21 protein-coding genes are annotated in these 22,923 nt (G+C 61.2%); 8 read left to right on the top strand and 13 right to left on the bottom strand.

Annotated elements, in window-relative coordinates; translation table 11 throughout:
- The first annotated feature begins 319 nt into the window (after positions 1–319).
- Positions 320–1,171, top strand: a complete 852-nt coding sequence (locus tag N6G83_RS37195; protein ID WP_025304624.1) for a helix-turn-helix domain-containing protein — start codon at positions 320–322, stop codon at positions 1,169–1,171.
- Here N6G83_RS37195 and N6G83_RS37190 read toward each other — a convergent pair.
- The 3 genes from N6G83_RS37190 to N6G83_RS37180 form a co-directional block, all read right to left on the bottom strand.
- Entirely contained in the window at positions 1,161–2,945 is a 1,785-nt protein-coding gene (locus tag N6G83_RS37190; RefSeq protein ID WP_025304623.1) for a hybrid sensor histidine kinase/response regulator, read from the bottom strand. The genes N6G83_RS37195 and N6G83_RS37190 overlap by 11 nt on opposite strands.
- Positions 2,942–3,436, bottom strand: coding sequence for a molybdopterin-dependent oxidoreductase (locus N6G83_RS37185; protein WP_025304622.1), 495 nt, complete (start codon positions 3,434–3,436; stop codon positions 2,942–2,944). Before N6G83_RS37185 ends, N6G83_RS37190 begins: the two co-directional genes overlap by 4 nt.
- Before the next feature lie 161 nt (positions 3,437–3,597).
- Positions 3,598–4,947 (bottom strand): PLP-dependent aminotransferase family protein, encoded by a 1,350-nt coding sequence (locus tag N6G83_RS37180; protein ID WP_197769836.1) that lies wholly within the window; start codon positions 4,945–4,947, stop codon positions 3,598–3,600.
- A 139-nt stretch (positions 4,948–5,086) separates the two neighbouring features.
- On the opposite strand from N6G83_RS37180, the gene N6G83_RS37175 reads away from it, so the two are divergent.
- The 3 genes from N6G83_RS37175 (at position 5,087) to N6G83_RS37165 (ending at position 7,237) form a co-directional block, all read left to right on the top strand.
- The gene (locus N6G83_RS37175; RefSeq protein ID WP_164064075.1) at positions 5,087–5,716 is read left to right on the top strand and encodes a LysE family translocator; all 630 of its coding nucleotides are present in this window, start codon (positions 5,087–5,089) and stop codon (positions 5,714–5,716) included.
- 33 nt (positions 5,717–5,749) lie between these two features.
- Positions 5,750–6,601 carry a PhzF family phenazine biosynthesis protein gene (locus tag N6G83_RS37170; RefSeq protein ID WP_060435210.1) on the top strand — a complete coding sequence of 284 codons (852 nt, stop codon included), beginning with the start codon at positions 5,750–5,752 and terminating at the stop codon, positions 6,599–6,601.
- A gap of 69 nt (positions 6,602–6,670) precedes the next feature.
- On the top strand, positions 6,671–7,237 hold the full coding sequence (locus tag N6G83_RS37165) for a DinB family protein (protein ID WP_260516220.1): 567 nt from the start codon (positions 6,671–6,673) through the stop codon (positions 7,235–7,237).
- 77 nt (positions 7,238–7,314) lie between these two features.
- Here N6G83_RS37165 and gorA read toward each other — a convergent pair whose 3' ends face one another.
- Positions 7,315–8,667, bottom strand: coding sequence for a glutathione-disulfide reductase (gorA, locus tag N6G83_RS37160; RefSeq protein WP_260516219.1), 1,353 nt, complete (start codon positions 8,665–8,667; stop codon positions 7,315–7,317).
- A gap of 130 nt (positions 8,668–8,797) precedes the next feature.
- Positions 8,798–9,640: a 23S rRNA (adenine(2030)-N(6))-methyltransferase RlmJ gene (locus tag N6G83_RS37155; protein ID WP_004931012.1), complete on the bottom strand. Its 843-nt coding sequence runs from the start codon at positions 9,638–9,640 to the stop codon at positions 8,798–8,800.
- A gap of 135 nt (positions 9,641–9,775) precedes the next feature.
- Between N6G83_RS37155 and N6G83_RS37150 the strand changes: the two genes are divergently transcribed.
- From N6G83_RS37150 to rsmJ, 4 genes are all read left to right on the top strand, one after another.
- On the top strand, positions 9,776–10,180 hold the full coding sequence (locus N6G83_RS37150; protein ID WP_025304616.1) for an ASCH domain-containing protein: 405 nt from the start codon (positions 9,776–9,778) through the stop codon (positions 10,178–10,180).
- A 16-nt stretch (positions 10,181–10,196) separates the two neighbouring features.
- A complete protein-coding gene (locus tag N6G83_RS37145) occupies positions 10,197–10,658 on the top strand; it encodes an HIT family protein (RefSeq protein ID WP_049209146.1) in 462 nt (153 codons plus the stop codon).
- 118 nt (positions 10,659–10,776) lie between these two features.
- The gene (prlC, locus tag N6G83_RS37140; protein WP_193402973.1) at positions 10,777–12,819 is read left to right on the top strand and encodes an oligopeptidase A; all 2,043 of its coding nucleotides are present in this window, start codon (positions 10,777–10,779) and stop codon (positions 12,817–12,819) included.
- 8 nt (positions 12,820–12,827) lie between these two features.
- Positions 12,828–13,574: a 16S rRNA (guanine(1516)-N(2))-methyltransferase RsmJ gene (gene rsmJ / locus N6G83_RS37135; protein WP_049209145.1), complete on the top strand. Its 747-nt coding sequence runs from the start codon at positions 12,828–12,830 to the stop codon at positions 13,572–13,574.
- A 28-nt stretch (positions 13,575–13,602) separates the two neighbouring features.
- Here rsmJ and N6G83_RS37130 read toward each other — a convergent pair whose 3' ends face one another.
- The 8 genes from N6G83_RS37130 to uspA form a co-directional block, all read right to left on the bottom strand.
- The gene (locus N6G83_RS37130) at positions 13,603–14,202 is read right to left on the bottom strand and encodes an SIS domain-containing protein (protein ID WP_049294970.1); all 600 of its coding nucleotides are present in this window, start codon (positions 14,200–14,202) and stop codon (positions 13,603–13,605) included.
- Positions 14,202–15,839 carry an FGGY-family carbohydrate kinase gene (locus N6G83_RS37125; protein ID WP_025304611.1) on the bottom strand — a complete coding sequence of 546 codons (1,638 nt, stop codon included), beginning with the start codon at positions 15,837–15,839 and terminating at the stop codon, positions 14,202–14,204. The genes N6G83_RS37130 and N6G83_RS37125 overlap by 1 nt, the downstream gene beginning before the upstream one ends.
- A gap of 10 nt (positions 15,840–15,849) precedes the next feature.
- Positions 15,850–16,803: an ABC transporter permease gene (locus tag N6G83_RS37120; RefSeq protein WP_049294968.1), complete on the bottom strand. Its 954-nt coding sequence runs from the start codon at positions 16,801–16,803 to the stop codon at positions 15,850–15,852.
- Position 16,804: 1 nt separating this feature from the next.
- On the bottom strand, positions 16,805–17,794 hold the full coding sequence (locus tag N6G83_RS37115; RefSeq protein WP_015379367.1) for an ABC transporter permease: 990 nt from the start codon (positions 17,792–17,794) through the stop codon (positions 16,805–16,807).
- On the bottom strand, positions 17,787–19,286 hold the full coding sequence (locus N6G83_RS37110) for a sugar ABC transporter ATP-binding protein (RefSeq protein WP_197825329.1): 1,500 nt from the start codon (positions 19,284–19,286) through the stop codon (positions 17,787–17,789). The genes N6G83_RS37115 and N6G83_RS37110 overlap by 8 nt, the downstream gene beginning before the upstream one ends.
- 105 nt (positions 19,287–19,391) lie before the next feature.
- On the bottom strand, positions 19,392–20,378 hold the full coding sequence (locus N6G83_RS37105) for an autoinducer 2 ABC transporter substrate-binding protein (RefSeq protein WP_025304608.1): 987 nt from the start codon (positions 20,376–20,378) through the stop codon (positions 19,392–19,394).
- A 329-nt stretch (positions 20,379–20,707) separates the two neighbouring features.
- Complete coding sequence (gene gdhA / locus N6G83_RS37100) at positions 20,708–22,051, bottom strand: NADP-specific glutamate dehydrogenase (RefSeq protein WP_021505207.1); 1,344 nt, start codon at positions 22,049–22,051, stop codon at positions 20,708–20,710.
- A gap of 199 nt (positions 22,052–22,250) precedes the next feature.
- Complete coding sequence (uspA, locus tag N6G83_RS37095) at positions 22,251–22,688, bottom strand: universal stress protein UspA (RefSeq protein ID WP_004930988.1); 438 nt, start codon at positions 22,686–22,688, stop codon at positions 22,251–22,253.
- Positions 22,689–22,923: the final 235 nt, after the last annotated feature.

Below are 22,923 nucleotides of genomic sequence, written 5' to 3'. Positions count from 1 at the left end.
GTGGGTAAAACAGATTAGCGCTAAAGGCTCAAGCCCCGTTTTGCTTGTGCAGTCCGAGCGATGTGATCATCGTCTCAGTAGCGGCAACGGAACAAATTTTCCCTGGTGTTACTATGGTTATTATTAAAAAACGTGCTGGTGTTATTTTTTATAGTGTATTGCTGTATGTCTCTTTTGATACCATGTTTGACGATGCAACATGGTATGTCAAGCAACGTTTTTAACGCATAATTGCATCAGATGCTAGTTTTAGATGTGGCTTTTTCAGCGGAAATAATCAAAACGACTGATAAATCAGTAAAAAAAATCGAAGGAACAAATGGATAACAATCACCAAAAATTCGATTCACAGTCGATTGCCAATCGGGTCAGGGAGCTGTTTTTACATTACGGGATTGGAAAACGTCAGCATGCCCGCGAGCTCAGCCGCATCTTGGATCTGAGTTTTTCACATGCGCACCGCAAACTGAAAGGGCAAAGCCCCTGGACGCTGGAACAGATCAACAGCGTCGCGGCCGCGCTCGGAGAAACGCCGGCGGCGATCGCCGATTTGAGCGCCGAACACGAGACTCCCGAGCCAAACATGGCGCGCGATGCCATCTTTGTCGTGGCGGGGGTGGCGATACCTTGCGTCGGGCACATCGGCGACGAGCTTCCTGCCGGGCGGCCGGCGGAATTTGTGGCGCTGCGCGTGGAAGGGCAGTGGCATATCTATCGCACCGATGAGGCGCCGGCAGGCCCGCGTTACGGCGTCGATCTGATCGAAATCCGGCCCGGCTTCGGCGACGACGAGCGGCTGAGCATCGCGGTATTGGACGATTCGCATCAGGCGGCCGATGAACTGGCCAAGTATCTGGGTGGCTGCGGGTTCAACGCGGTGGCGTTTTACGACGTCGACAGTTTCTGTCAGGCGTTGCAGCAAAGCCTGTTCGACGGTTACGTGGTGGACTGGTTGATCGGTGAGGAAACGGCGGATCGCTGTATCGCTACCATCCGCGCCTCCGACAATCCGGACGCGCCGGTACTGGTGCTGACCGGTGAACTGGGCACCGACCGACGCGAATCGGAAATCGCTCAGGCGATGCGCGAGTACGACGTGCTCGGCCCTTATGAAAAACCGGTGCGGCTCCATGTGATCGAAGCCGCACTGCAACGCTGTTTTAATCTTTAGCGGGGAACACCTCGGCCAGCGCGCTCGACAGCGCATCCAGTCGAACCGGCTTCATCAGGTAGTTATCGAACAGGGCGCGCTGATCCGCCGTTAACTGCTCCGGCGTGTAGGCGCTGATGCCGATGATCGGCACATGGCGGTTGGGGCCGCGACGGTTGCGCAGCTGCCTGGCCAGAGCAGCGCCGTCGATGCCCGGCATCTGCAAATCCAGCAACAGCGCATCGTAAGGACGTCTGAGCAGCTTCTGCAGCGCGCGTTCCGGCGAGTCGCACAGTTCGTGCTGGTAACCCAGCTTGTCCAGCAGCGCCGCAAAGGCGTCACCCACCGACTTGTTGTCATCCACCACCAGAACCTGCTGCGGCTTATGCTGCAGAGAGGCATTGGCAGCGGCGGGCTCGTCGGCACGTTCGTCTTCACTGATCTGCACCGGAATGCTGACGATAAAGGTGCTGCCCTTCTTGATTTCGCTGTACACCGTGATGGTGCCGTTAAGCAACGTCACCAGGCCGTGCACGATCGCCAACCCCATCCCCACGCCGGCGTACTGCTTGGTATGCGACTGATCCAACTGGGTAAAGGGCTTGAAGATCTGATCGAGCTGGTCTTTTTCGATACCGATGCCGGTGTCAGTCACTTCGATAATCAACGAACTGCCGCCCGGTTGGCGGCGCAGGCAGCTGTGCAGCGTAATGCTGCCGCTTTCGGTGTACTTGTAGGCGTTGGTCAGCAGGTTGACGATAATCTGCCGGATGCGCAGCGGATCGGAGTGCACCAGCAGGTGGCTGCATTCCACTTCACAGCTGAGTTTGACCTGTTCTTTGCGGGTCAGGGTGGCGATTTCGTTGGCGGTCTCCGCGATCAGCTTCTGCGCGTCGAACGGTACGATGCGCAATTCCATCATGCCGCTGTCGAGGTGCGCGTAGTCGGTCAGATCTTTCATCTGGCTTTCGATTTGCTGCGCGGCGGTCTCCAGCCGCTGGAAGGTGTCCGCATGCTCTGCCGACACCCGGGTATTCACCAGCACGTCGATGGCCGACATCACGCTCTGCAATGAGGTGCGCAGCTCGTGGCCAATAGCGCCGAGGAAGGCGTTTTTGGTGCGCGTCGCTTTCTCCGCCTCAATCGCCTTGGCCTGTTGGCGAATGGTCAGCCGCTGCTGGCGGAACACGATCAGGGTGATGGCGATCAGCGCGATCACCGAGAACATGACGATCACCAGCCCATAGAAAATAATGTGCCGCTTCTCGATGTAGTCCTCATAGGCGGCGGTGCGCTGCTTCACCTCGGCATGGTCGGTCAGGTTGGCCATTTCGATGGAGTAAGGCTTGATGGCCTTCATGGCCGCGAAAACCTGGTCGAAGTCGATTTTCGGGCTGTCCAGCAGCTTATCGATGCGATCCATCTGCAGGCGCATCTGTTTGACCACTTCCGGATAACCCGGCTCGGCGTACAGCGGCTGGGTCGATTCGGAGACGGTTTCCAGCACGTAAAAACGCGAATAGAGGATTTCGAACCGCAGCCGCAGGTTGTCGTTGTCCACCTGCGGCGCGTGACTTTGCTGTTCGACCAGCGTGTCGAACTCCGCCAGCTTGATGGAGAACTTGGCGATCGACCAGGAGTAGTTCTCCTGCGTGCCGGCGATGGCATACAGCCCTTTCTTCGACAGGGTGGCGCTGTAGTAATAGAGCGTGACGGTCGAAGCCACTAAAAACAGCGCGGCAAAGATGGCCGGGATCGCCAGCCTGCTGCCGTTCTTAAAGGTCGTCAGCTTCATTTGATCACGATCCTGTCGACTTGCCAGATAAAGCGTGAATTGTACAACGGCGAGTTCAGTTCAGGCCCGGCGGCGTCACGCGGGTACACCAGGAACAGCGGGCCGAAGTTTCTGAGCTTCAGCATTTCCCCGTCCATCCTGTAGGCTAGGATCATGTTGTATTTCGTGACGTCGGACAGCGGCACGTCGATGTAATAATCGTTCAGCGCGTAGAAAGTCAGCGTCTCGCCCTTGGCGCCGACGCGCTCCAGGATATCGGCCACCGAAATCCCTTCAAATTTTCTCTGCGGCGTCCAGGAAGTGGAGGTGGTGATGCTGCGCACCGGCATCGCCAACAGCTGCTTATCGGTGAACAGATAGCTTTTTTTGACCGGGTCGGTCACGTTGTCGATCTTGCCCGCCACTTCCAGGGTAAAGCTGAGGGCGCTGCTCTGGGCGATAATCAGGGCCACGCAGGCCATCGCAAGGGTTTTGCATAGTTTGAACAGCATCGGTGTTCTCCAGAGGCGCGGGGAGGTTGTATCAGTCCCGCTAATTTATCAGGCAGAATAATGGCAGAAAAAGCAGGCGGGTGCGAAGGGAATAGTAAACCGCACAAAAAGAACAGGTCTGGGTCGGTCGGCCCGTGCGCGTAACCTTTCCCTTCCGTTTGTCAGCCGTTCCGATGTGCTTTCAACAGCTGGGCCAGCTGCGTCAGGCCTGCCGTTAGCTCGTCCAGTGAGGGGGAACCCAGGCACAGGCGAATACCCGATTCACTTTTGCCGTCATTGACCATGACCGCGGCCGGCGGCGTGACTTTAACGCCCGCCAACGCGGCGGCGGCGGCCACAGACTCGGCGGTTTCGCGCGGCATCGGCAGCCAGACATGGTAAGCGTCGGGATGCGATACGCATTCGTCGGCATCGAATATCGAGGTAGCCAGATGCACTCTTCGCTGAGCCTCATGGCGCAACGCTTGCGGTATCGCCTCGATCGCGCCGCTGGACAACCACTCCCCCACCACGGCGCAAGACAGTGGCGAAGGTGCGAAGGGAATATCTTGCAAGGCTTCTTCCGCCGCGGTTTGCATGTCGGGCGGTAGAGTCAGCATACCGATCCGCAACCCCGGGCCGAGCGTTTTCGACAGGCCATTGACATGGAACACCCGCTCGGGTGCCAACGTCGCGAGCGCAGGCACTGCTGAATGCCCTAGGGCATACACGCCATCCTCGATGATCCAGACATTCGCCTGCCGGCATATCTCGACGATAGCCCGCCTGCGCTCGGCGCTCATGGTGGCGGTCGTCGGGTTATGCAGCGTCGGTGTCAGATAGACCGCAAGATGGCCGGAGGAGACGCGCTCGAGCGCGCTCGCCAGCGCCTGCGGCACCATGCCTTGCGCATCGATCTCCACGCCGATCAGGCGATGGCCTTTACGTCGGGCCAGCGCGATCGCGCCGGGGTAGGTCAGCCTCTCGGTCAGTATCGTCCCGCGTGGCCCGCAGGCCAGGTCAAATGCCAACGAAATCGCCTGACGGGCATTGCTGGTCAGCGCCAGGTGCGACGGTTCGATCGTGACGCCGGCGTTTTCCAGCCAGCGGGCCAACAGACGCCGATGTTCCAAGTGCCCGGTCGGAGGGGAATAGAGGTTCAGATGATCTGCATCCATTTTCCGTGCGATGCCGGCCAGCGTGCGTGCCAGCAAACGGTCAGTCAGCATCGCCGGCGGCGCATTGGACGAGAGATCGATTTCACGTTCTTCACGGGCGCGGCGGATCGCCACGAACATCCCGCGCCCCTTCACGCTGCGGACCAGCCCGCGTCGTTCCAGGATGGCGTAGGCTTTGGTCACCGTGCCCAGACCGATCGCCAATTGCCAGGCGAGGGGGCGGTGTGCCGGCAAACGATCGCCTCCTTGCAGCTTGCCCTCGATAATGTCGTCAGCCAACGCCAGCACCAGCCGTTCGACGGTAGTGGCTTCCACGTTGGCCAGGCGGGGTTGCCAGGGGGATTGAAGCCGCATGGTCGCTCTCCGGAGAAAGAATATAGTGTCACGTGACACTATTTAAATAGGCGAAAAGTGTAACACATACTATGTTGGTGAGGAGTCCCGGCGTTTTCAACAACGGCTCGGCCGTAAGGCGGGCCAGCGGAGTTTTTCCATGATGGTCAGTCAGCTTGCGTTGGTTTACGGCGCCTATCTCCTCGCTACCGCCAGCCCCGGCCCCAGCAACATGGCGATCATGGGCGTGGCGATGCGTGACGGCCGCAGGCCCGCATTGGTGCTGGCCGCCGGCGTGATGACCGGATCGCTGTGCTGGGCGATGTTGGCCGCGACCGGCCTTTCCGCCGTGTTGGCCACGTATGCGCAGGCGCTGTGGACCATCAAAATCGTTGGCGGCGTGTATATGCTGTATCTGGCGCTGCGCGCTGGAAAGTCCGCGTTACGAACGTCCGCCGCGGCGCCGGGCATGGCCGCAGGGCGCGATGCGCGGCCTTATCGGGCGCTTTATCGGCAGGGCGTGCTGATGCACCTCGGCAATCCCAAGGCCATCATGTCCTGGATGGCGATCATGTCGCTGGGATTGCGGCAAGGCCCGCCTGAGCAGGTTTTACCGGCAATTATTGGCGGTTGCGCGCTGCTCGGCGTGACGATTTTCGGGGGGTATGCCCTGCTGTTCTCAACGGCGCCGATGATCGCGTTTTACACCCGGGTGAGGCGCTGGATTGAAGGAACGCTTGCGCTGCTGTTCGCTTTGGCGGGCCTGGAGCTGTTGATATCGCGGGGGTAATGAACGCCCGGCGTTAACCTGAGGAGAGAAGCGATGGTTTTTGGCATGCAGATGGTGGATGTCTTTGGCGCCGGGCCGCTCGCCGGCAATCCGTTGGCGGTGATCACGGGCGCCGGAGCGTTGTCGACGGAAGACATGCAGTGTTTGACGCGTTGGTTCAACCTGTCGGAGACGGCCTTTTTGCTGCCGCCGACGCACCCCCAGGCGGATTACCGGGTGCGGATATTCACCCTGGATCGTGAAATGCCGTTTGCCGGACACCCGACGCTGGGCAGTTGTCATGCCTGGCTCACTGCGGAGGGGATGCCGCGCAATAGGGCGGAGATCATCCAGGAATGCGGGGCGGGCTTGGTGAGCATTCGCCGCGAGGCAGGACGGCTGTGTTTTGCCGCGCCGCCGTTGATTCGCTCCGGGGCGCCCTCAGAAGAGACGTTGGCCGACGCGCTGCAGTTTTTAGGTATCGCGCCTGAGGAGGCGCTCGATGCCGCCTGGATCGATAACGGTCCGGGGTGGCTGGGGATCCGGCTGGCCAGCGCTGAGCGGGTACTTTCCCTTACGCCGGCGAGAAGCTGGCCGCGCAGAGTGGACATTGGCGTCGTCGGCCCACATGCCGATGGTGACGCAGCCTTCGAAGTTCGCGCCTTTTTGAGCGATCATCTTGGCGCTATCGTCGAAGATCCGGTCACCGGCAGCCTCAATGCCTCGCTGGCCCAGTGGTTGTTCGCAAGCGGCGTGGTCAGCGGTGGCTATATCGCCGCCCAGGGCCGCTGCCGTGGGCGCAACGGGCGCGTGCATATCACCCGCGACGAGAGCGGCCGGATTTGGGTGGGCGGCAATACGCGCACTCAGGTCGAAGGGCGGCTGCAAGGGATTGGCACGGCGTAGAAAGCGTCGCCGCACTGTGTGCGGCTGAACGGAATATCGATTTTCATCCGATGATAAGGAGTGAACAGTATGTCTGCGATGCCACCAAACGATACCCCCGTCGAAGCTGATATTATGCAGCCGACGACGGTCACCGAAACGTTGAAAATGCTGGTACGTTACAAAGCGTGGGCGAATGCGCTGACCTTTGACACCGTGATGTCCTTGCCGGCCGGTGAAGCCTTACGGCAGCGGCCGACCCGTTTTGGCAATATGGTGCATACCTTAAATCATGTGTATGTGGTGGACGATATCTTCAGGCACCATCTGCAAGGTCGAAAACATGGCTACCTCGCGCGCAACACCGAGCAAACGCCTGCGCTTGACGACTTGCGGTGTGCGGTGGAGGAAATGGACCGCTGGTATATCGAACAGGTGGACAACTGGTCACCCGAGGCGCTGGCGCAGGTGGTACATTTCGAGTTCGTCGGCGGGGGGGAAGGCCGGATGACGCGCCAGGAAATCGTGCTGCATGTCGTCAACCACGCTACCTATCATCGCGGTTTTGTCGGCGATATGCTCTATCAAGTACCCTTCGCCTCGCCGGCGAACGATTTGCCGGTGTTTCTTCGCGATCATTACCGCCGGGCGCGGTGAGGCGAGCGAGAGAAATAAAAAAGCCAGACGCTTTCGCGCCTGGCCTGTTACGCGCCGAAACCCGGCGAAGTTGCGCCTCAGCGCATGGTGACGAACTCTTCCGCCGCGGTCGGGTGGATCGCCACGGTGTTGTCGAAGTCCTTCTTGGTGGCGCCCATCTTCACTGCCACCGCGAAGCCCTGCAGGATTTCATCCATGCCGAAGCCGATGCCGTGCAGGCCGACGATCTTCTCTTCTTTACCCGCGCACACCAGCTTCATGCGGCACGGCTGGCGGTGCTGCGTCACGGCGCTGTACATGGCGGTGAAGGAGGATTTGTACACCTTCACGTTGTCCGCGCCGAATTTCTCGATGGCTTCCGGCTCGGTCAGGCCGACGGTGCCGATCGGCGGGTGGCTGAATACCACGGTGGCGATGTTGCTGTAATCCAGGTGCTCGTCCGGCTTGTTGTTGAACAGGCGCTCGGACAGGCGGCGGCCGGCGGCCACGGCGACCGGGGTCAGCTCTACCGCGCCGGTGTTGTCGCCCACCGCGTAGATGCCTTTGACGTTGGTGTTCTGGAACTTATCGACGTCAATGTAGCCTTGCTCGTTGGTTTTCACTCCGGTGACGCCGAGGTTCAGGTTGTCGGTCGCCGGTTCGCGGCCGATGGCCCAAATCAGGCAGTCGACGGTGAATGCTTTGCCGTTTTCCAGCTGCAGCGTCAGGCTGCCGTCGGCGTTCTTGACGATCGCTTTCGGCACCGATTCGGTGTGCAGGCTCGGCCCCTCGGTGTTCATTACTTCCACCAGGGTTTCGACGATCATCGGATCGAAGCTGCGCAGCGGCGCGTGCTTGCGCACGAACAGGTACGTTTCCGCGCCGAGCGCGTTCAGCACGCCGGCGATCTCCACGGCGATATAGCCGGCGCCGACTACGGCGACGCGTTTCGGCATGGCGTCCAGCTCAAAGAAGCCGTCGGAGTCGATGCCGTATTCCGCACCCGGAATAGCCGGATGGCTCGGGCGGCCGCCGGTGGCGATCAGGATGTGGTCGGCGGTGATGGTCTCGCCGTTCACCTCCACGGTGTGCGCATCCACGAAGCGCGCGAAGCCTTTGATCACGTCGACCTTGTTCTTGCCCAGCACGTTATCGTAGGAGTTGTGAATGCGGTCGATATAGGCGGTGCGGTTGGCGACCAGCTTCTTCCAGTCGAAGGCGTTGACGGTGGTGTCGAAGCCGTAGTCCGGGCCGTACTGATGGATGGCCTCGGCGATCTGCGCCGCGTGCCACATGACTTTTTTCGGTACACAACCCACGTTTACACAGGTGCCGCCCAGCTCTTTGGCTTCAATCAGCGCACACTTTTGGCCGTACATGGCTGCCCGGTTGATCGATGCGATACCGCCGCTGCCGCCGCCAATTGCTAGATAATCGTAATGTTTCGTCATCTGGGATTTCCATGAGTTGTGAATTTGAAGAGGGTAAGAGTTTAACGCCTGACCGGGGTTTGTCGCAAAGATTGCGTCGATGGCTGCGATAGGTGGACGCAGGGCGCGGCAAACCGCGCCCTGATGGGGATTATTCTGGTACCACCCAGTTCACCAGATGGTGACCGATGCCCGACGGCACCAGCACCTTGTGCAGCCACGGCAGCACGTTTTTCATCTGCTGTTCCAGCTTCCACGGCGGGTTGATGACGATCATGCCGGAGGCGGTCATACCGCGCTGATCGCTGTCGGGTTTCACCGCCAACTCGATCTGCAGGATGCGGCGAATGCCGGTGGCTTCCAGATCGCGCAGCATGCGTTTGATCTGCTGGCGCATCACCACCGGGTACCACAGCGCATAGGTGCCGGTGGCGAAACGCTTGTAGCCTTCCTGAATGCCTTTGACCACGTCCTGGTAATCGGTCTTCATTTCATACGGCGGGTCCATCAGGATCAGGCCGCGGCGCGACAGGGGCGGCAGCTGGGATTTCAGCTGCTGATAGCCGTCGGCGCGCTGCACTTTGGCGCGCTCGTCTTTCTGGAACTCGCTGCGCAGCAGCGGGTAGTCGCTCGGGTGCAGCTCGGTCAGGTGAATTTTGTCCTGTGGGCGCAGCAGCTGGCGGGCGATCAGCGGCGAGCCGGGATAGTAGCGCAGCGTGCCGGAACGGTTAAAGTTGTGCACCACGCTCATGTAGGCCGCCAGCTCTTCCGGCAGATCGTCGCGTTGCCACAGCAAGCCGATGCCTTCCAGGTATTCGCCGGTGCGCTCGGCGTGTTCGCCGCTGAGCTGATAACGGCCCGCGCCCGAGTGGGTATCCAGGTACAGGAACGGCTTCTCTTTTTCCTTCAGCGACTCGATGATCAGGCTCTGAACGGTGTGTTTGAGCACGTCGGCGTGGTTGCCGGCGTGGAAACTGTGGCGATAACTTAACATGACGGGTGGCGGTTCCTTGTGCTCCGCAGACGGAGCATTCAATGCAATAAGGCTTATAATCTGCACAGTATAAACTGTCTGGCCGGGAAAAACCGGACTCCGTTGCCGCAGACGTTAACAGAAAGGGACAGGACGATGAGCAAACAGGCGATTTTGGCGAATTACCCCGACGCGGCGCGCTGGGCGTTCGGCGACGGCCCGGCGTTAGCCGACGAACTGCTGGGATTGGTGCTGAGCGGGGATAAAACCGCCACCTGCAGTTCCTATGCGAGCTATCGTCGGGAACAAACCCCGCGGATCGGCGATTACAGCATCGTTCTCGATGGCCGCGGCGAACCGGCCTGCGTGATCAGAACCCTGGCGCTGCGCCTGGTGCGCTACGACCAAGTGACCGCCGAGATGGCGGCCAAAGAGGGCGAAGGCGACAAAAGCCTGGCGTTTTGGCGCGAGGGGCATCAGGCATTCTTTACCCGCGAGGGGAGCTTTGCGCCGGACATGTGGCTGGTGTTCGAAGAATTCGAACGGGTTGAAACGCTGTGAATCACAAGGAGAAAGGATGAGCTGCATTTTTTGCGACATCGTGGCGGGCAAGGCGCCGTGCCATAAAATCTGGGAAGACGACGACCATCTGGCGTTCCTGTCCATCTTTCCCAACACCGACGGCTTCAGCGTGGTGATCCCCAAGGCGCACCACCCGAGCTACGCCTTTGACCTGCCGGACGAGGTGCTGAGCGCGTTGATGCTGGCGACCAAGCGTGTGGCAAAGCAGCTGGATCGCGCGTTCGACGACGTCGGCCGCTGCGGCATGGTCTTCGAGGGCTACGGCGTTGACCATGTGCATGCCAAACTGATCCCGCTGCACGGCACCGCGTCGCTGGATCAGTGGCGGCCGATCGAATCGACCTCGCCGAAGTTTTTCGAACATTACGAGGGCTACATTTCCTCCCACGACGCCGCGCGCGCCGACGACGAACAGCTGGCGGCGCTGGCCGCACGCATTCGCCAACGCGCCGTTTAAGGCACGAACGATCAACGCCGGGCATTGATTTTCCTGTTGCCTGGCTCCATGTTAGAGATTCATACGCATTTTAAGGCTCGCCCCCGTGGCGGGCCCCAACGCTAATCAGGACTGCCCTATGACAAATCCGTTGCTGACCCCGTTTTCCCTGCCGCCGTTCTCGGCGATCCGCCCTGAAGATATCGTGCCTGCGGTGCAATCCGCGCTGGCGGACTGCCGCGCCGCGGTAGAGCGCGTGGTCGCGCAGCCGGGGCCGTTCACCTGGGACAATTTGTGTCAGCCGTTGGCGGAGTCGGACGATCGCCTGTCGCGCATCTGGTCGCCGATCGGGCACCTGAACTCGGTGAAAAACAGCCCGGAGCTGCGCGCCGCCTATGAGCAGGCGCTGCCGCTGCTGTCCGAGTACGGCACCTGGGTCGGCCAGCACGAAGGGCTGTACCAGGCCTACCGCAGCCTGAAAGAGGGCGCGGCGTTCGAGGCGCTGAGCGTGCCGCAGCGCAAGGCGGTGGACAACGCGCTGCGCGACTTCGAGCTGTCGGGCATCGGCCTGTCGGCGGACAAACAGCAGCGCTACGGCGAGATCGTCGCGCGCCTGTCCGAGCTGGGTTCCACCTACAGCAACAACGTGCTCGACGCCACCATGGGCTGGAGCAAACTGATTACCGACGAAGCCGAGCTGAGCGGCCTGCCGGAAAGCGCGCTGGCGCAGGCCCAGGCGATGGCGCAGGCCAAAGAGCAAGACGGCTGGCTACTGACGCTGGACATGCCGAGCTACCTACCGGTGCTGACCTACGCCGACAACCGCGCGCTGCGCGAAGAGATGTACCGCGCCTTCGCCACCCGCGCCTCCGATCAGGGGCCGAATGCCGGCAAATGGGACAACAGCGAAGTGATGGCGGAAACGCTGGCGCTGCGCCATGAGCTGGCTCAGCTGCTGGGCTTTGACACCTACGCCGACAAGTCGCTGGCGACCAAGATGGCGGAAAGCCCGGAGCAGGTGATCGGCTTCCTGAGCGATCTGGCCAAGCGCGCCCGCCCGCAGGCCGAGCAGGAGCTGGCACAGCTGCGCGCCTTCGCCAAACAGCACTATGGCGTGGACGAGCTCGACGCCTGGGACATCACCTACTACGGCGAAAAACAGAAGCAGCACCTGTTCTCCATCAGCGACGAGCAGCTGCGCCCGTACTTCCCGGAACAGCGTGTGGTGGAAGGGCTGTTCGAAGTGGTGAAACGCATCTACGGCATCACCGCCAAAGAGCGTAAAGACGTGGAGACCTGGCATCCGGACGTGCGCTTCTTCGATCTGTTCGACGCCGACGGCGAGCTGCGCGGCAGTTTCTACCTCGATCTGTACGCCCGCGAAAACAAACGCGGCGGCGCCTGGATGGACGACTGCGTCGGCAGCCTGCGCAAGGCTGACGGCACGCTGCAAAAACCGGTCGCTTACCTGACCTGCAACTTCAACCGTCCGCTGGGCGACCAGCCGGCGCTGTTCACCCATAACGAAGTGACCACGCTGTTCCACGAGTTCGGCCACGGTCTGCACCATATGCTGACGCAGATCGATACCGCCGGCGTCTCAGGCATCAACGGGGTGCCGTGGGATGCGGTCGAACTGCCGAGCCAGTTTATGGAAAACTGGTGCTGGGAGCCGGAAGCGCTGGCGTTTATCTCGGGCCATTACCAGAGCGGCGAGCCGCTGCCGAAGGCCATGCTCGACAAGCTGCTGGCGGCCAAGAATTACCAGGCGGCGCTGTTCATCCTGCGCCAGCTCGAGTTCGGCCTGTTCGATTTCCGCATGCATTTCGAATACAGCCCGGAAAAAGGCGCGCAGATCCTGCCGACGCTGGCGGAAGTGAAGAAAATGGTGGCGGTGGTGCCTTCGCCGAGCTGGGGCCGCTTCCCGCACGCCTTCAGCCACATCTTCGCCGGCGGCTACGCGGCGGGTTACTACAGCTACCTGTGGGCGGAAGTGCTGTCGGCCGACGCCTACTCGCGCTTCGAAGAAGAGGGGATTTTCAACGCCGAGACCGGCAAATCCTTCCTCGACAACATCCTGTCGCGCGGCGGTTCGGAAGAGCCGATGACGCTGTTCAAACGCTTCCGTGGCCGCGAGCCGCAGCTGGATGCTATGCTGCGCCATTACGGCATTAAAGGATAACCCGACACGTGAGCGTGTGTTTATTGTGTGAAGCAGGCGCCGATCCCGGCGCCTTGTCTGTTTTGGCGCAGCGCTGGCAGCTGGTGTCCGATGACGATGCGCCGATGGCGCTGGTACTGACGCCGGAACGGCTGGAGCTGCGTAAGCGCGACGAGCCGAAGCTCGGCGGGATCTATGTCGACTTCGTCACCGGCACCATGGCGCACCGGCGCCGTTTCGGCGGCGGCCGCGGCGAGGCGGTGGCCAAGGCGGTCGGCATCAAGGGCAGCTACCTGCCGGACGTGGTGGACGCTACTGCCGGGCTGGGGCGCGACGCCTTCGTGCTGGCGGCGCTGGGCTGCCGGGTGCGGATGCTGGAGCGCAATCCGGTGGTGGCGGCGTTGCTGGACGACGGACTGCAGCGCGGCTATCAGGATGCGGAAATCGGCCCGTGGCTGCGCGAGCGCCTGACGCTGTTGCACGCCTCCAGCCTGACGGCGCTGGCGGATCTCAGCCCGCGCCCCGAGGTGGTGTATCTCGATCCGATGTTCCCGCACAAGCAAAAAAGCGCGCTGGTGAAGAAAGAGATGCGGGTGTTTCAATCGCTGGTGGGCAGCGACGATGACGCCGACGGCCTGCTGGAGCCGGCGCGCCGCCTGGCGACCAAGCGCGTGGTGGTGAAACGCCCGGACTACGCGCCGCCGCTGGCCGACGTGCCGGCGCACGCCGCCACGCTGACCAAAAGCCACCGTTTCGATATCTACATGCCGCTGTAATGTCAGCCGGGCCCGCCGTGTCGGGCCCTCAGTTTTCCTCCCGCAAACTTTTCCCCACGCCGCCGCCCGGATGCACCGCCAGCAGGGTCTCCTTGTCGTAACCGCTGCGCGCCATCAGGCAGGCGCAGGCGGCGTCGAAGATCGCCAGCACCAGCACAATTGAGGTGGTGGCCAGCATGTTCAGCGGATCTATCTCCTTTTGCACCCCGGTGGCGATCGTTAGCTGCGCCGCCTGCGCGATGGCGGAGTGCGGGTTTTCCGTCACCGCGATCAGCGTCACCCCCTTGGCCTGCAGCGTCGGCAGCAGGCGGGTCAGCTCGTCGGAATTGCCGCCGCGCGAGATCAGGATCAGCAGATCGTCGGCGCGCAGAAAACCCAGATCGCCGTGCGCCGCGCCGGTGGCGTCGAGGTAGACCGCCGGCCGTTCCACGCAGGCTAGCATGTGGGCTATCTTGCGCGCCGCAATCCCCGAGGTGCCGACGCCGGTGACGGCGATTTTACCGCGGCAGTCGGTCAGCAGCGCCAGCAGCCGTTGCCAGGTGCGCGCGTCGAGGCGCTCGCCCAGCTGCGCCAGCTCCTGGCTGTAGGTTTGCCAACCCTGCACGGCCTGCCGCCATTCCTGCTGCATCACGCCTCCTCCTGCATCAGCTGGCGGTATTTCATGTGGTCGTTGTACAGCTCATGGAACACCCGGTATTTGCGGTCGTAGTAGCTTTTTATCTGGTTGGTCTGCGGCGTCACCGTCTTGCCGATGCGGCTCATGGCGCTCATCGCCTCCGGCAAGGTGTCGAACACGCCCGCCGCCACGGTGCCCATCATCGCACCGCCGAGCAGCATCGCTTCGCTTTCCTCCGGCAGCAGCATGGCGCAGCCGGTGGCGTTGGCGTGCTCCTGCACGAAGATCGGGTTCTTGGTGCCGCCGCCGCTGGCCATGATGGTGTCGATGCTGTAGCCGCTGTGGTTCATGGTTTCGATGATGTGGCGGGTGCCGAGCGCGATGGCCTGAATGGTGGCCAGGTAGTGCAGCGCCATATCCTCCGGCGTGCGCGACAGCTTCAGCCCGGTCAGGATGCCGGTCAGCGTCGGGTTGGCGCGCGGCGAGCGGTTGCCGTGGAAGTACGGCAGCATGTGAATGTCCTGCGTCAGGAAGGCGATATTCTCCGGCTCGCCGGCCATGCGGCGCAGAATGGCGTTCAGCACCTCATAGATGGTCTGCCCCTGGGTTTTCGCCTGCGCCAGCAGCTCCGGGTAGCACGGGTGCGACTGGATGACGTGGTCGATCAGCGCGCCGGTGGCAGACTGGCCGCCCTCGTTCAGCCAGTATTCCGGCAGGATCGCCGAGTAATACGGCCCCCAGACGCCGCCGATAAAGCGCGCGGTGCGCGACATCGCCATATGACCGGTGGAGGTGCCGCCGATCAGCGCGACGCGGCGGTTGAAGTCGGCCACCTCACCGGAGACGCCGGTGGCGCCCAGCGTGCCGAGGGTGCCGGCGTGGGCATCGATTATCGATACGCTCACCGCCGTGCCGGCGATCAGCCCCATCTCGCTGGCGGCGCGCTGAGTCAGGCCGTGGCCCAGCGGCTCGCCCATCATTTTAACGTCGCTGCCGATCTTGGCCGCGTCGTGTTCCAGCACGTCTTCCAGCCCGATCTGCTGGAAGTAGCTCTTGTCCCAACGCTGCTCGTGGCCGAGATAGGTCCACTTGCACACCGTCGAGCACAGCGAACGGGTGGCGTCCTGGGTGGCGCGCCAGGTGAGGAAGTCCGGCAGATCGAACAGGTAGCCGGCGTTGGCCCAGGTGGTGGGCATGTGCTGTTTCAGCCACAGCAGTTTCGGCGTCTGCATCTCCGGCGAGATAATGCCGCCGACGAAGTCCAGCACCCGGTGTTTGGTGGCGTTGATGCGCTCGGCCTGGGCGATCGCCCGGTGATCCATCCACACGATGATGTTCTGTTCGGTACGGCCGGAGGGGCTGACGGTCAGCGGCTTGCCCTCTTTATCCAGCACCACCAGCGAACAGGTGGCGTCGAAGCCCAACCCCTTGACCTGGATCGGGTTGATGTCGGCCTGGTTGACCGCGTCGCGCACCGCATTGCACACCGCCTGCCAGATGTTATCCGACGACTGCTCGACGAAATCCGCCTTCGGCCGGTACAGATCGATGGCCCGGCTGGCCTGGCCGACCATGCGGCCGTTGAGATCGAATACGCCTGCGCGCGCGCTTCCGGTGCCCACATCTACGCCAATAAAATAGCTTGCCATTATTTTCTCCTCAGGCTTTTCGATTCTGTAACGCGATAAACAGGATCAGCACGCCGCCCCACAGGGCCATGGTCAGGTAGCTGCTGACCCCCAGCAGATTGAGGCCGCTTTCCAACATTTGCAGCACGATCAGCGCCAGCACCAGCCCCAGAATACGGCCGAAACCGCCGTCCGGGTTAATGCCGCCCAGCACCGAGGCCAGAATGGTCACCAGCAGATAAGATTCGCCGTAGCCGGCCTTGGCCGAGTTGAACTTGGCCATCATCAGCAGCGCGGCGCCCCAGCCGAGCAGCGCCGACAGGATATACACCGCGATCTGCACCCGCGCGGTGTTCACGCCGCTGAAGCGGGTGGCCTGCTCGTTGGAGCCGATCAGGTACAGGCTGCGGCCCAGCGTGGTGTGCTCCAGCAGCAGCCACAGCCCGACCGCTACCAGCAGGAACAGGATCAGCGCCACCGGCACGCCGAGTACGGCGCCATTGCCAAGAAATTGAATCGCCGCCGGGAAGCCGGAGATCACCGCGCCGTTGGACAGCAGGATATTCAGGCCGGTGATCAGGGTCATGGTGCCGAGCGAGGCGAGGATGGGCGAGACGCCGATCCAGGCCACCAGCACCCCGTTCAGTGCGCCGATTGCCACCGCCACCAGCAGGCCGGCCAACAGCGCCAGTGCCAGGAACAGCGGCTGGTCGGGATGGCTGACGATGATCGCCGCCATCACCAGTGAACAGGCGTTGGCGCCGGCGATGATCGACAGATTGATGCCGCCGGTCAGCATGGTGATGCCCATGCCGAGCGCCAGCAGGCCGAGGATCGGCAGCTGCGAGGCGATCGACTGGAAGTTGCCAAGGCTGAAGAAGCGCGATCCGAGCAGACCGGCGAACAGCAGCGCCACCGCGATGATGATCGCGCCCTGCAGACGAATGATCCGATCGCTTGGGATCAACCGAGTTAACTGCGTCATGTCAGATCTCCTTGAGCAGCTTGCGTTTTTCGTTCCAGGCGGTGGTGCTGATGCTGATCAAAATGATCGCGCCGCTGAACACCTGGTGCCAATAGGCCGAGACGCTGAGCAGCGTCAGCCCGTTTTGCAGGAAGGCCAGCAGCACCACGCCGAGCAGGGTGCCGGTCAACGATCCGCGGCCGCCGCTCATGCTGGTGCCGCCCAGCACCACCGCCGCCAATACCGTCAGCTCGAAGCCGAGCAGCGAGTTGGGCGCCACCGACTGGGTGATCTGCGCCTGCACTACCGCCGCGACGCCGGCCAGAATGCCCATATAGCCGTAGACGCAGAAGTGCAGCCGCAGCAGGTTCAACCCCAGGCGCGACGCCGCGTCGCGGTTGCCGCCCATGGCGTAGATCTGGCGCCCCAGCCGGGTGCGGTTCATCAGCACGCCGGTGACGACGATGGTCGCCAGCAGGCACAGCAGCGGCAGCGTCAGGCCGTAGTCGTAACCGTCGGCGCCCTGGAACGAGAACCAGTTGATGCCGTTCATGAACCAGTCCGGGAAGCCGTACAGCCAGGTGCCGTTGGTGGCGTACACCAGCAGGCCGTAGAACAGGTTAAGGGTAGCGATGGTGATGATGATCGCCGGCACCTTCAGCCAGTACACCAGGAAACCGTTCACCAGCCCGAGCAGCAGGCCGACGCCGATCGCCAGGGCGAACGCCAGCGGGAAGCTGCCGCCGTGCTGGATCACCCAACTGGCCATCACATACTGGGCGATGGCGGTGACCGCCGGGAACGAAATGTCGATGCCGCCGGCGATCAGCACCACGAACAGCCCGCAGGCCAGAATGCCGAGAATGGCGTAGCTGGTGGCGACGTCGGTCAGGTTGCCGAGCGTCAGAAACTCATCGGTGCCGGCGCTCAGGCCGATCGCCAGCAGCAACACCAGCAGGCCGAGATAAAACTCGTGCCGCCCGGCCAGGCGGGCCAATAATGACTTATCCATTCACCACCTCGGCGATCTGTTGTTCGGTACTCTGGTGCGGCGCGAACTCGGCGATCAGCTCGCCTTTGCGCATCACCATCACCCGATGGCTGTTGTAATAGGCTTCCGGGATCTCGTCGCAGATCATCAGCACCGCCATGCCCAGCTGCGCCAGATCGCGGGCGATCTGGTAGATCCCCTCTTTGTTGGCGATGTCCACGCCGACGGTAGGCGAGTCGAGGATCAGGATCTTCGGCTGGGTCGCCACCCATTTGGCGATGGCGATACGCTGGGCGTTGCCGCCGGACAGGGTTTTCACCGGCAATGCGCTGTCGGACACCTTGATGTTCAGATCGCGGATCAGCCGGTTGACCAGCTCGGTCGCCCTGGCGTGATCCAGCAGCCCGAGCGAGGTATGCAGCCGATCGAAGACGGTGACGATGGTGTTGTCGTAGATCGATTGCTCCATGATCAACCCCTGCGTCAGGCGATCCTCCGACACATAGCCGATGCCGTGGCGCACCGCTTCGCGGTTGTTGTGCAGCTGCACCGTCCGGCCCTCGATGCGGATCTCGCCGCTGTCCGGCCGCGTCATGCCGAAGAGGCTGAGGCACAGTTCGGTGCGGCCGGCGCCGAGCAGGCCGACGATCGAGACGATCTCGCCGCCGCGCAGCGCCAGATTGACGTTGCGGTATTTCTCGCCGCGGCTGAGGTTGCGCACCTCGAGCAGCGGCGCCTGTTCGGCCGGCGGCAGCGGCGGCAGCGGGCTGTAGTGGAAGCGTTGGCCGGTCATCAGGAACGCCAGTTCATGGCTGTCCAGCTCGCTGGCCGGCCAGGTGCCCACCAGCTTGCCGTCGCGCATCACGCTGATGCGATCGGCGACTTCCATCACTTCGTCCAATCTGTGGCTGACGAACACCACGCAGATGCCGGCCGCCTTCAGTTCGTTAACCACCCGCAGCAGGCCGTCGACCTCCTGGCGGGTCAGCGAGGCGGTCGGTTCGTCCATGATAACCAACCGCGCTTCGGCGGCGATGGCGCGGCAAATCGCCACCAGCTGCCGATCGGCGATCGACAATTTTTCCACCTTTTTATCGGGATCGATGTGTACGCCGACCCGTGCCATGGCGTCCAGCGCCGTCTGGCGCATCACCCGCTTGCGCACCCAGAAGTGGCCGCCGGGCAGGTAACGGTGGATAGCGATGTTTTCCGCCACCGTCAGGTTAGGGAACAGCGACAGGTCCTGGTAGATCACCTGTATGCCGTAATAACCGGACAGCTGCGGCGTCAGGGCGTGGAAGAGTTTGCCTTCCAGCGAAATGTTGGCGCCTTTTTCCGGCTGATAGACGCCGGAGATGATTTTAATAATGGTGCTTTTGCCGCAGCCGTTTTGCCCGGCCAGGCAGTGCACTTCGCCTTTATTCAGCGTCAGGTTGATCTGGTCTAATGCCAGCACGCCTGGGAATCGCTTGCTGATATTCTCCAGGGTGATAAATGCGGGGGAGGCTGTCATAACGTTAACCTGTGCTTGCGTAGCGGCCGAAGCCCTGGGCGCAGCAACGCTGCGCCCCTACGAGGGTTTAACTTCTTTCCCGGTGTGGCGAAATTACGCGAAAAATCAGAATCCGAGCGATTTGGCGTTGTCTTTGGTCACTTCCAAAATCTTATTAAACCGAATCACTTTGTGTTCCATATCGACGTCGGCCTTACCGAGGCCCTCAATCGACAGGTCCTTATTCACTTCCTTGCCCTGCAACAGCTGGTCGGCCACCGTCACCAGCGCATAACCGGCGTCTTTCGGATCCCACAGCAGCGCTTTCTTGATGTCGCCGCGCATCAGGTAAGGGGCGGCCTGCGCCGGCATGGCGATGCCCACCACCGCGATTTTGTCCTTGGCGCGTTTCTTGGCCACCGCCTGGCCGGCGCCGATCGGGCCGAGCGAACCGAAGCCGATGATGCCCTTCATCTGCGGATAGGTTTTCATCAGATCCAGCGTGGTGGCGTAGGATTTGTCGATGCTTTCCGCCACCGGCAAGCGCGAGGTGACTTCAAACATGTCCGGGTATTTTTCTTTCTGGTATTTGATGGCGAAGTCGGCCCAGGCGTTGTGCAGCGGCACGGTCAGCGAACCGACGTAGATCGCATAGCCGCCTTTGCCGCCCATGTCTTTCGCCAGCTCATCGACGTTGGCCTGCGCGTATTTCTCGCTGTCGATGGTCTCGATGTCCCACTGGCCGATCTGCTGGTCCGGGGATTCATGGGTCAGCACCACGATGCCTTTGTCGCGCGCTTTTTTCAGCACCGGTTCCAGCACCTTGGCGTCGTTCGGCACCACGATGATGGCGTTGACGTTCTTGGCGATCAGATCCTCAATCACCTTGACCTGCGCGGCCGGATCCGGCGTAGACGGGCCGGTCTGGTAGGCGTTGACGTCGAGTTTTTTCGCCGCTTCGTTGACGCCCACTTCCATGCGGTTGAACCACGGGATGCCGGTCACTTTGGCGACTACGGCAATCTCATACTTATCAGCGGCGAACACAGGTGTTGTCGATAACATGCACGCAGAAACCACACATGCATTTAATAATGCGAGGTTAAATTTCATTAGCTGTACCTTTTTTTATCTGTAGGGGTGGCGGTTTTTCCACCGCTGCAGATTACAAAGGAATGGAAGAGGGGGCGTAGCTGAAGTTAATGAAATGTGATCTGCGCACATTTAAGTAAAATATTGGCGTATTTAGTGTTAAATAAATGTTTAATTATTTGATGGTGGTAAATTTACTACCAATTAAATGGTAATAAATAACTATTTATTAACTTTTATTTAACTAGTTTGCATCATTCTGATGGCGTGAAGGCATAAAATAATGCCGGCGCAGAGGCCGGCATTGAAGCATTTAATCGATGTGTGAACAAGATCACCTTTACGACGGATTACAGCACGCCTTGGGCCAGCATCGCCTCCGCGACCTTGACGAAACCGGCGATATTCGCGCCGTGTACATAGTGGGTTTGCTTGCCCTCGCCGCCGTATTCCACGCAGGCATGGTGAATATCCGCCATGATATGTTGTAAACGTACATCCACTTTTTCCGCCCGCCAGCCGATGCGCGCGGCGTTTTGCGCCATCTCCAGCCCCGACGTGGCCACGCCGCCGGCGTTGGCCGCCTTGCCGGGTGCGAACAGCACCCCGGCGTCGAGGAAGGCGTCGGTGGCCTGGATGGTGGTCGGCATGTTGGCGCCTTCCGCCACCGCCTTCACCCCGTTGCGGATCAGCGTCTGCGCCGCCTCGAGATCCAGTTCGTTCTGGGTGGCGCACGGCAGGGCGATATCCACCGGCACGTTCCACGGCTGTTGGCCCGCCAGATAGGTCAGGCCGCGTTCGCGGGCGTAGTCCGCCACCCGGCCGTAACGCTGGTTTTTGATCTCCGCCAGGTGCGCCAGCTTCTCGGTAGTGAAGCCGTCTTCGTCCACCAGGGTGCCACCGGAATCCGACACGGTGATCACGCGCGCGTCCAGTTCCAGCGCTTTTTCGATGGTGTACTGCGCCACGTTGCCGGAGCCGGACACCGCCACCCGCATGCCCTCAAAGCCCAGGCCGTGGCGCTGCAGCATGGCGTCGGTAAAGTACACCAGGCCGTAGCCGGTCGCCTCGGGGCGGATCAGGCTGCCGCCGAAGGAGAGGCCCTTGCCGGTAAACACGCAGGCGGTGTTGTTGGACAGTTTCTTCATCATGCCGGCCATAAAGCCGACTTCACGGCCGCCGACGCCGATGTCGCCGGCCGGCACGTCGGTGTCCGGCCCCAGATGGCGGTACAGCTCGGTCATCAGCGCTTGGCAGAAGCGCATGATCTCGCCCTGGCTTTTGCCCTTCGGATCGAAATCGGAGCCGCCTTTGCCGCCGCCCATCGGCAGGGTGGTCAGCGCATTCTTGAAGGTCTGCTCAAAGCCGAGGAACTTCAGGATCGACAGGTTTACCGATGGGTGGAAGCGCATGCCGCCCTTATAGGGGCCGATGGCCGAGTTGAACTGCACGCGGAAGGCGCGATTGACCTGCACCTGGCCGCGATCGTCCACCCAGCTGACGCGGAACTGAATGATACGCTCGGGCTCCACCAGGCGCTCCAGCAGCGCCTGTTCGCGATAGCGCGGGTTGCGCTCGATAAACGGCCACAGCGAGGTGAACACTTCGCGCACCGCCTGTAGATATTCCGGCTGGTGGGGGTTATGGCGTTGTAACGAGGACAGGAAAGACTCTACCGATACGGCATATTCCATGGATAACTCCTTTTCGCATTAAATTTCCCCCGCTATTTCTTATAGATTTGGGTGTCGATGATGCCCGGGGGAGGATGTTGTGTCTTTAGCGACTATATCATCGGAGGGCGGTTGATTATCAAGCGATTAATCGGCGTGGCGGCATGAAAAACGCCCGCAGGGCGCGGGCGTGGGGTAGTTAGGTTAGCAAGCGCTTACTTTATTCGTCTTCTTCGTCGCGCAGCGGCACGATCAGCATATCGATGTGCACGGTATTGATCAGCTGGCGAGCGGAAGACATCAGCTTGCTCCAGAAGTCCTGGTGGTGGCCGCACAGCACCAGGTCCATGTCGTATTTCTTGATGGCATCGACCAATACCTGCGCCAGATCGCCGCTGCCGCTCAGGGTCTCGGTGATCGGGTAGCCGGCGTTCTGCGACAGCTCGGTCAGCGCCTGATGGGTTTCCTCAGAGATGCGTTTTTGCATGTCGCCGAGATTGACGTCGATCAGGCCAGTATAGAGGTCGGAATAGTTGACATCGACGTGGATCAGAGAAACTTTAGCGTTGTACGGCCGCGCCATCGAGACGGCTTTTTCTACCAGGATCTTGCTTTCCGGGGATAGGTCCACCGCGATCAGTATGTGTTTGTAAGCCATAAGAATACTCCTTCCATAAACATGCCGATTAAAAAGGGTTAGCAGGCGTTCCGTTTACCCGCCTGGCGCTTTTGGTTCCATAGTATCATTCGGATAACGCAATGATATGTTGGGGCGATCACACTGCGCCGCATCGAAAATCTCTCCGCCCGATACCTTTCGTTGTACACCCGCGCGGCGTAAAAGCCTATGGGTTATGCGGGCTTTAACGGTCTGACCGCTTGAATTATAAGCG

The organism is Serratia sp. PL7, assembly GCF_945957435.1.
This window is presented reverse-complemented; position numbering and strand designations above follow the sequence as displayed.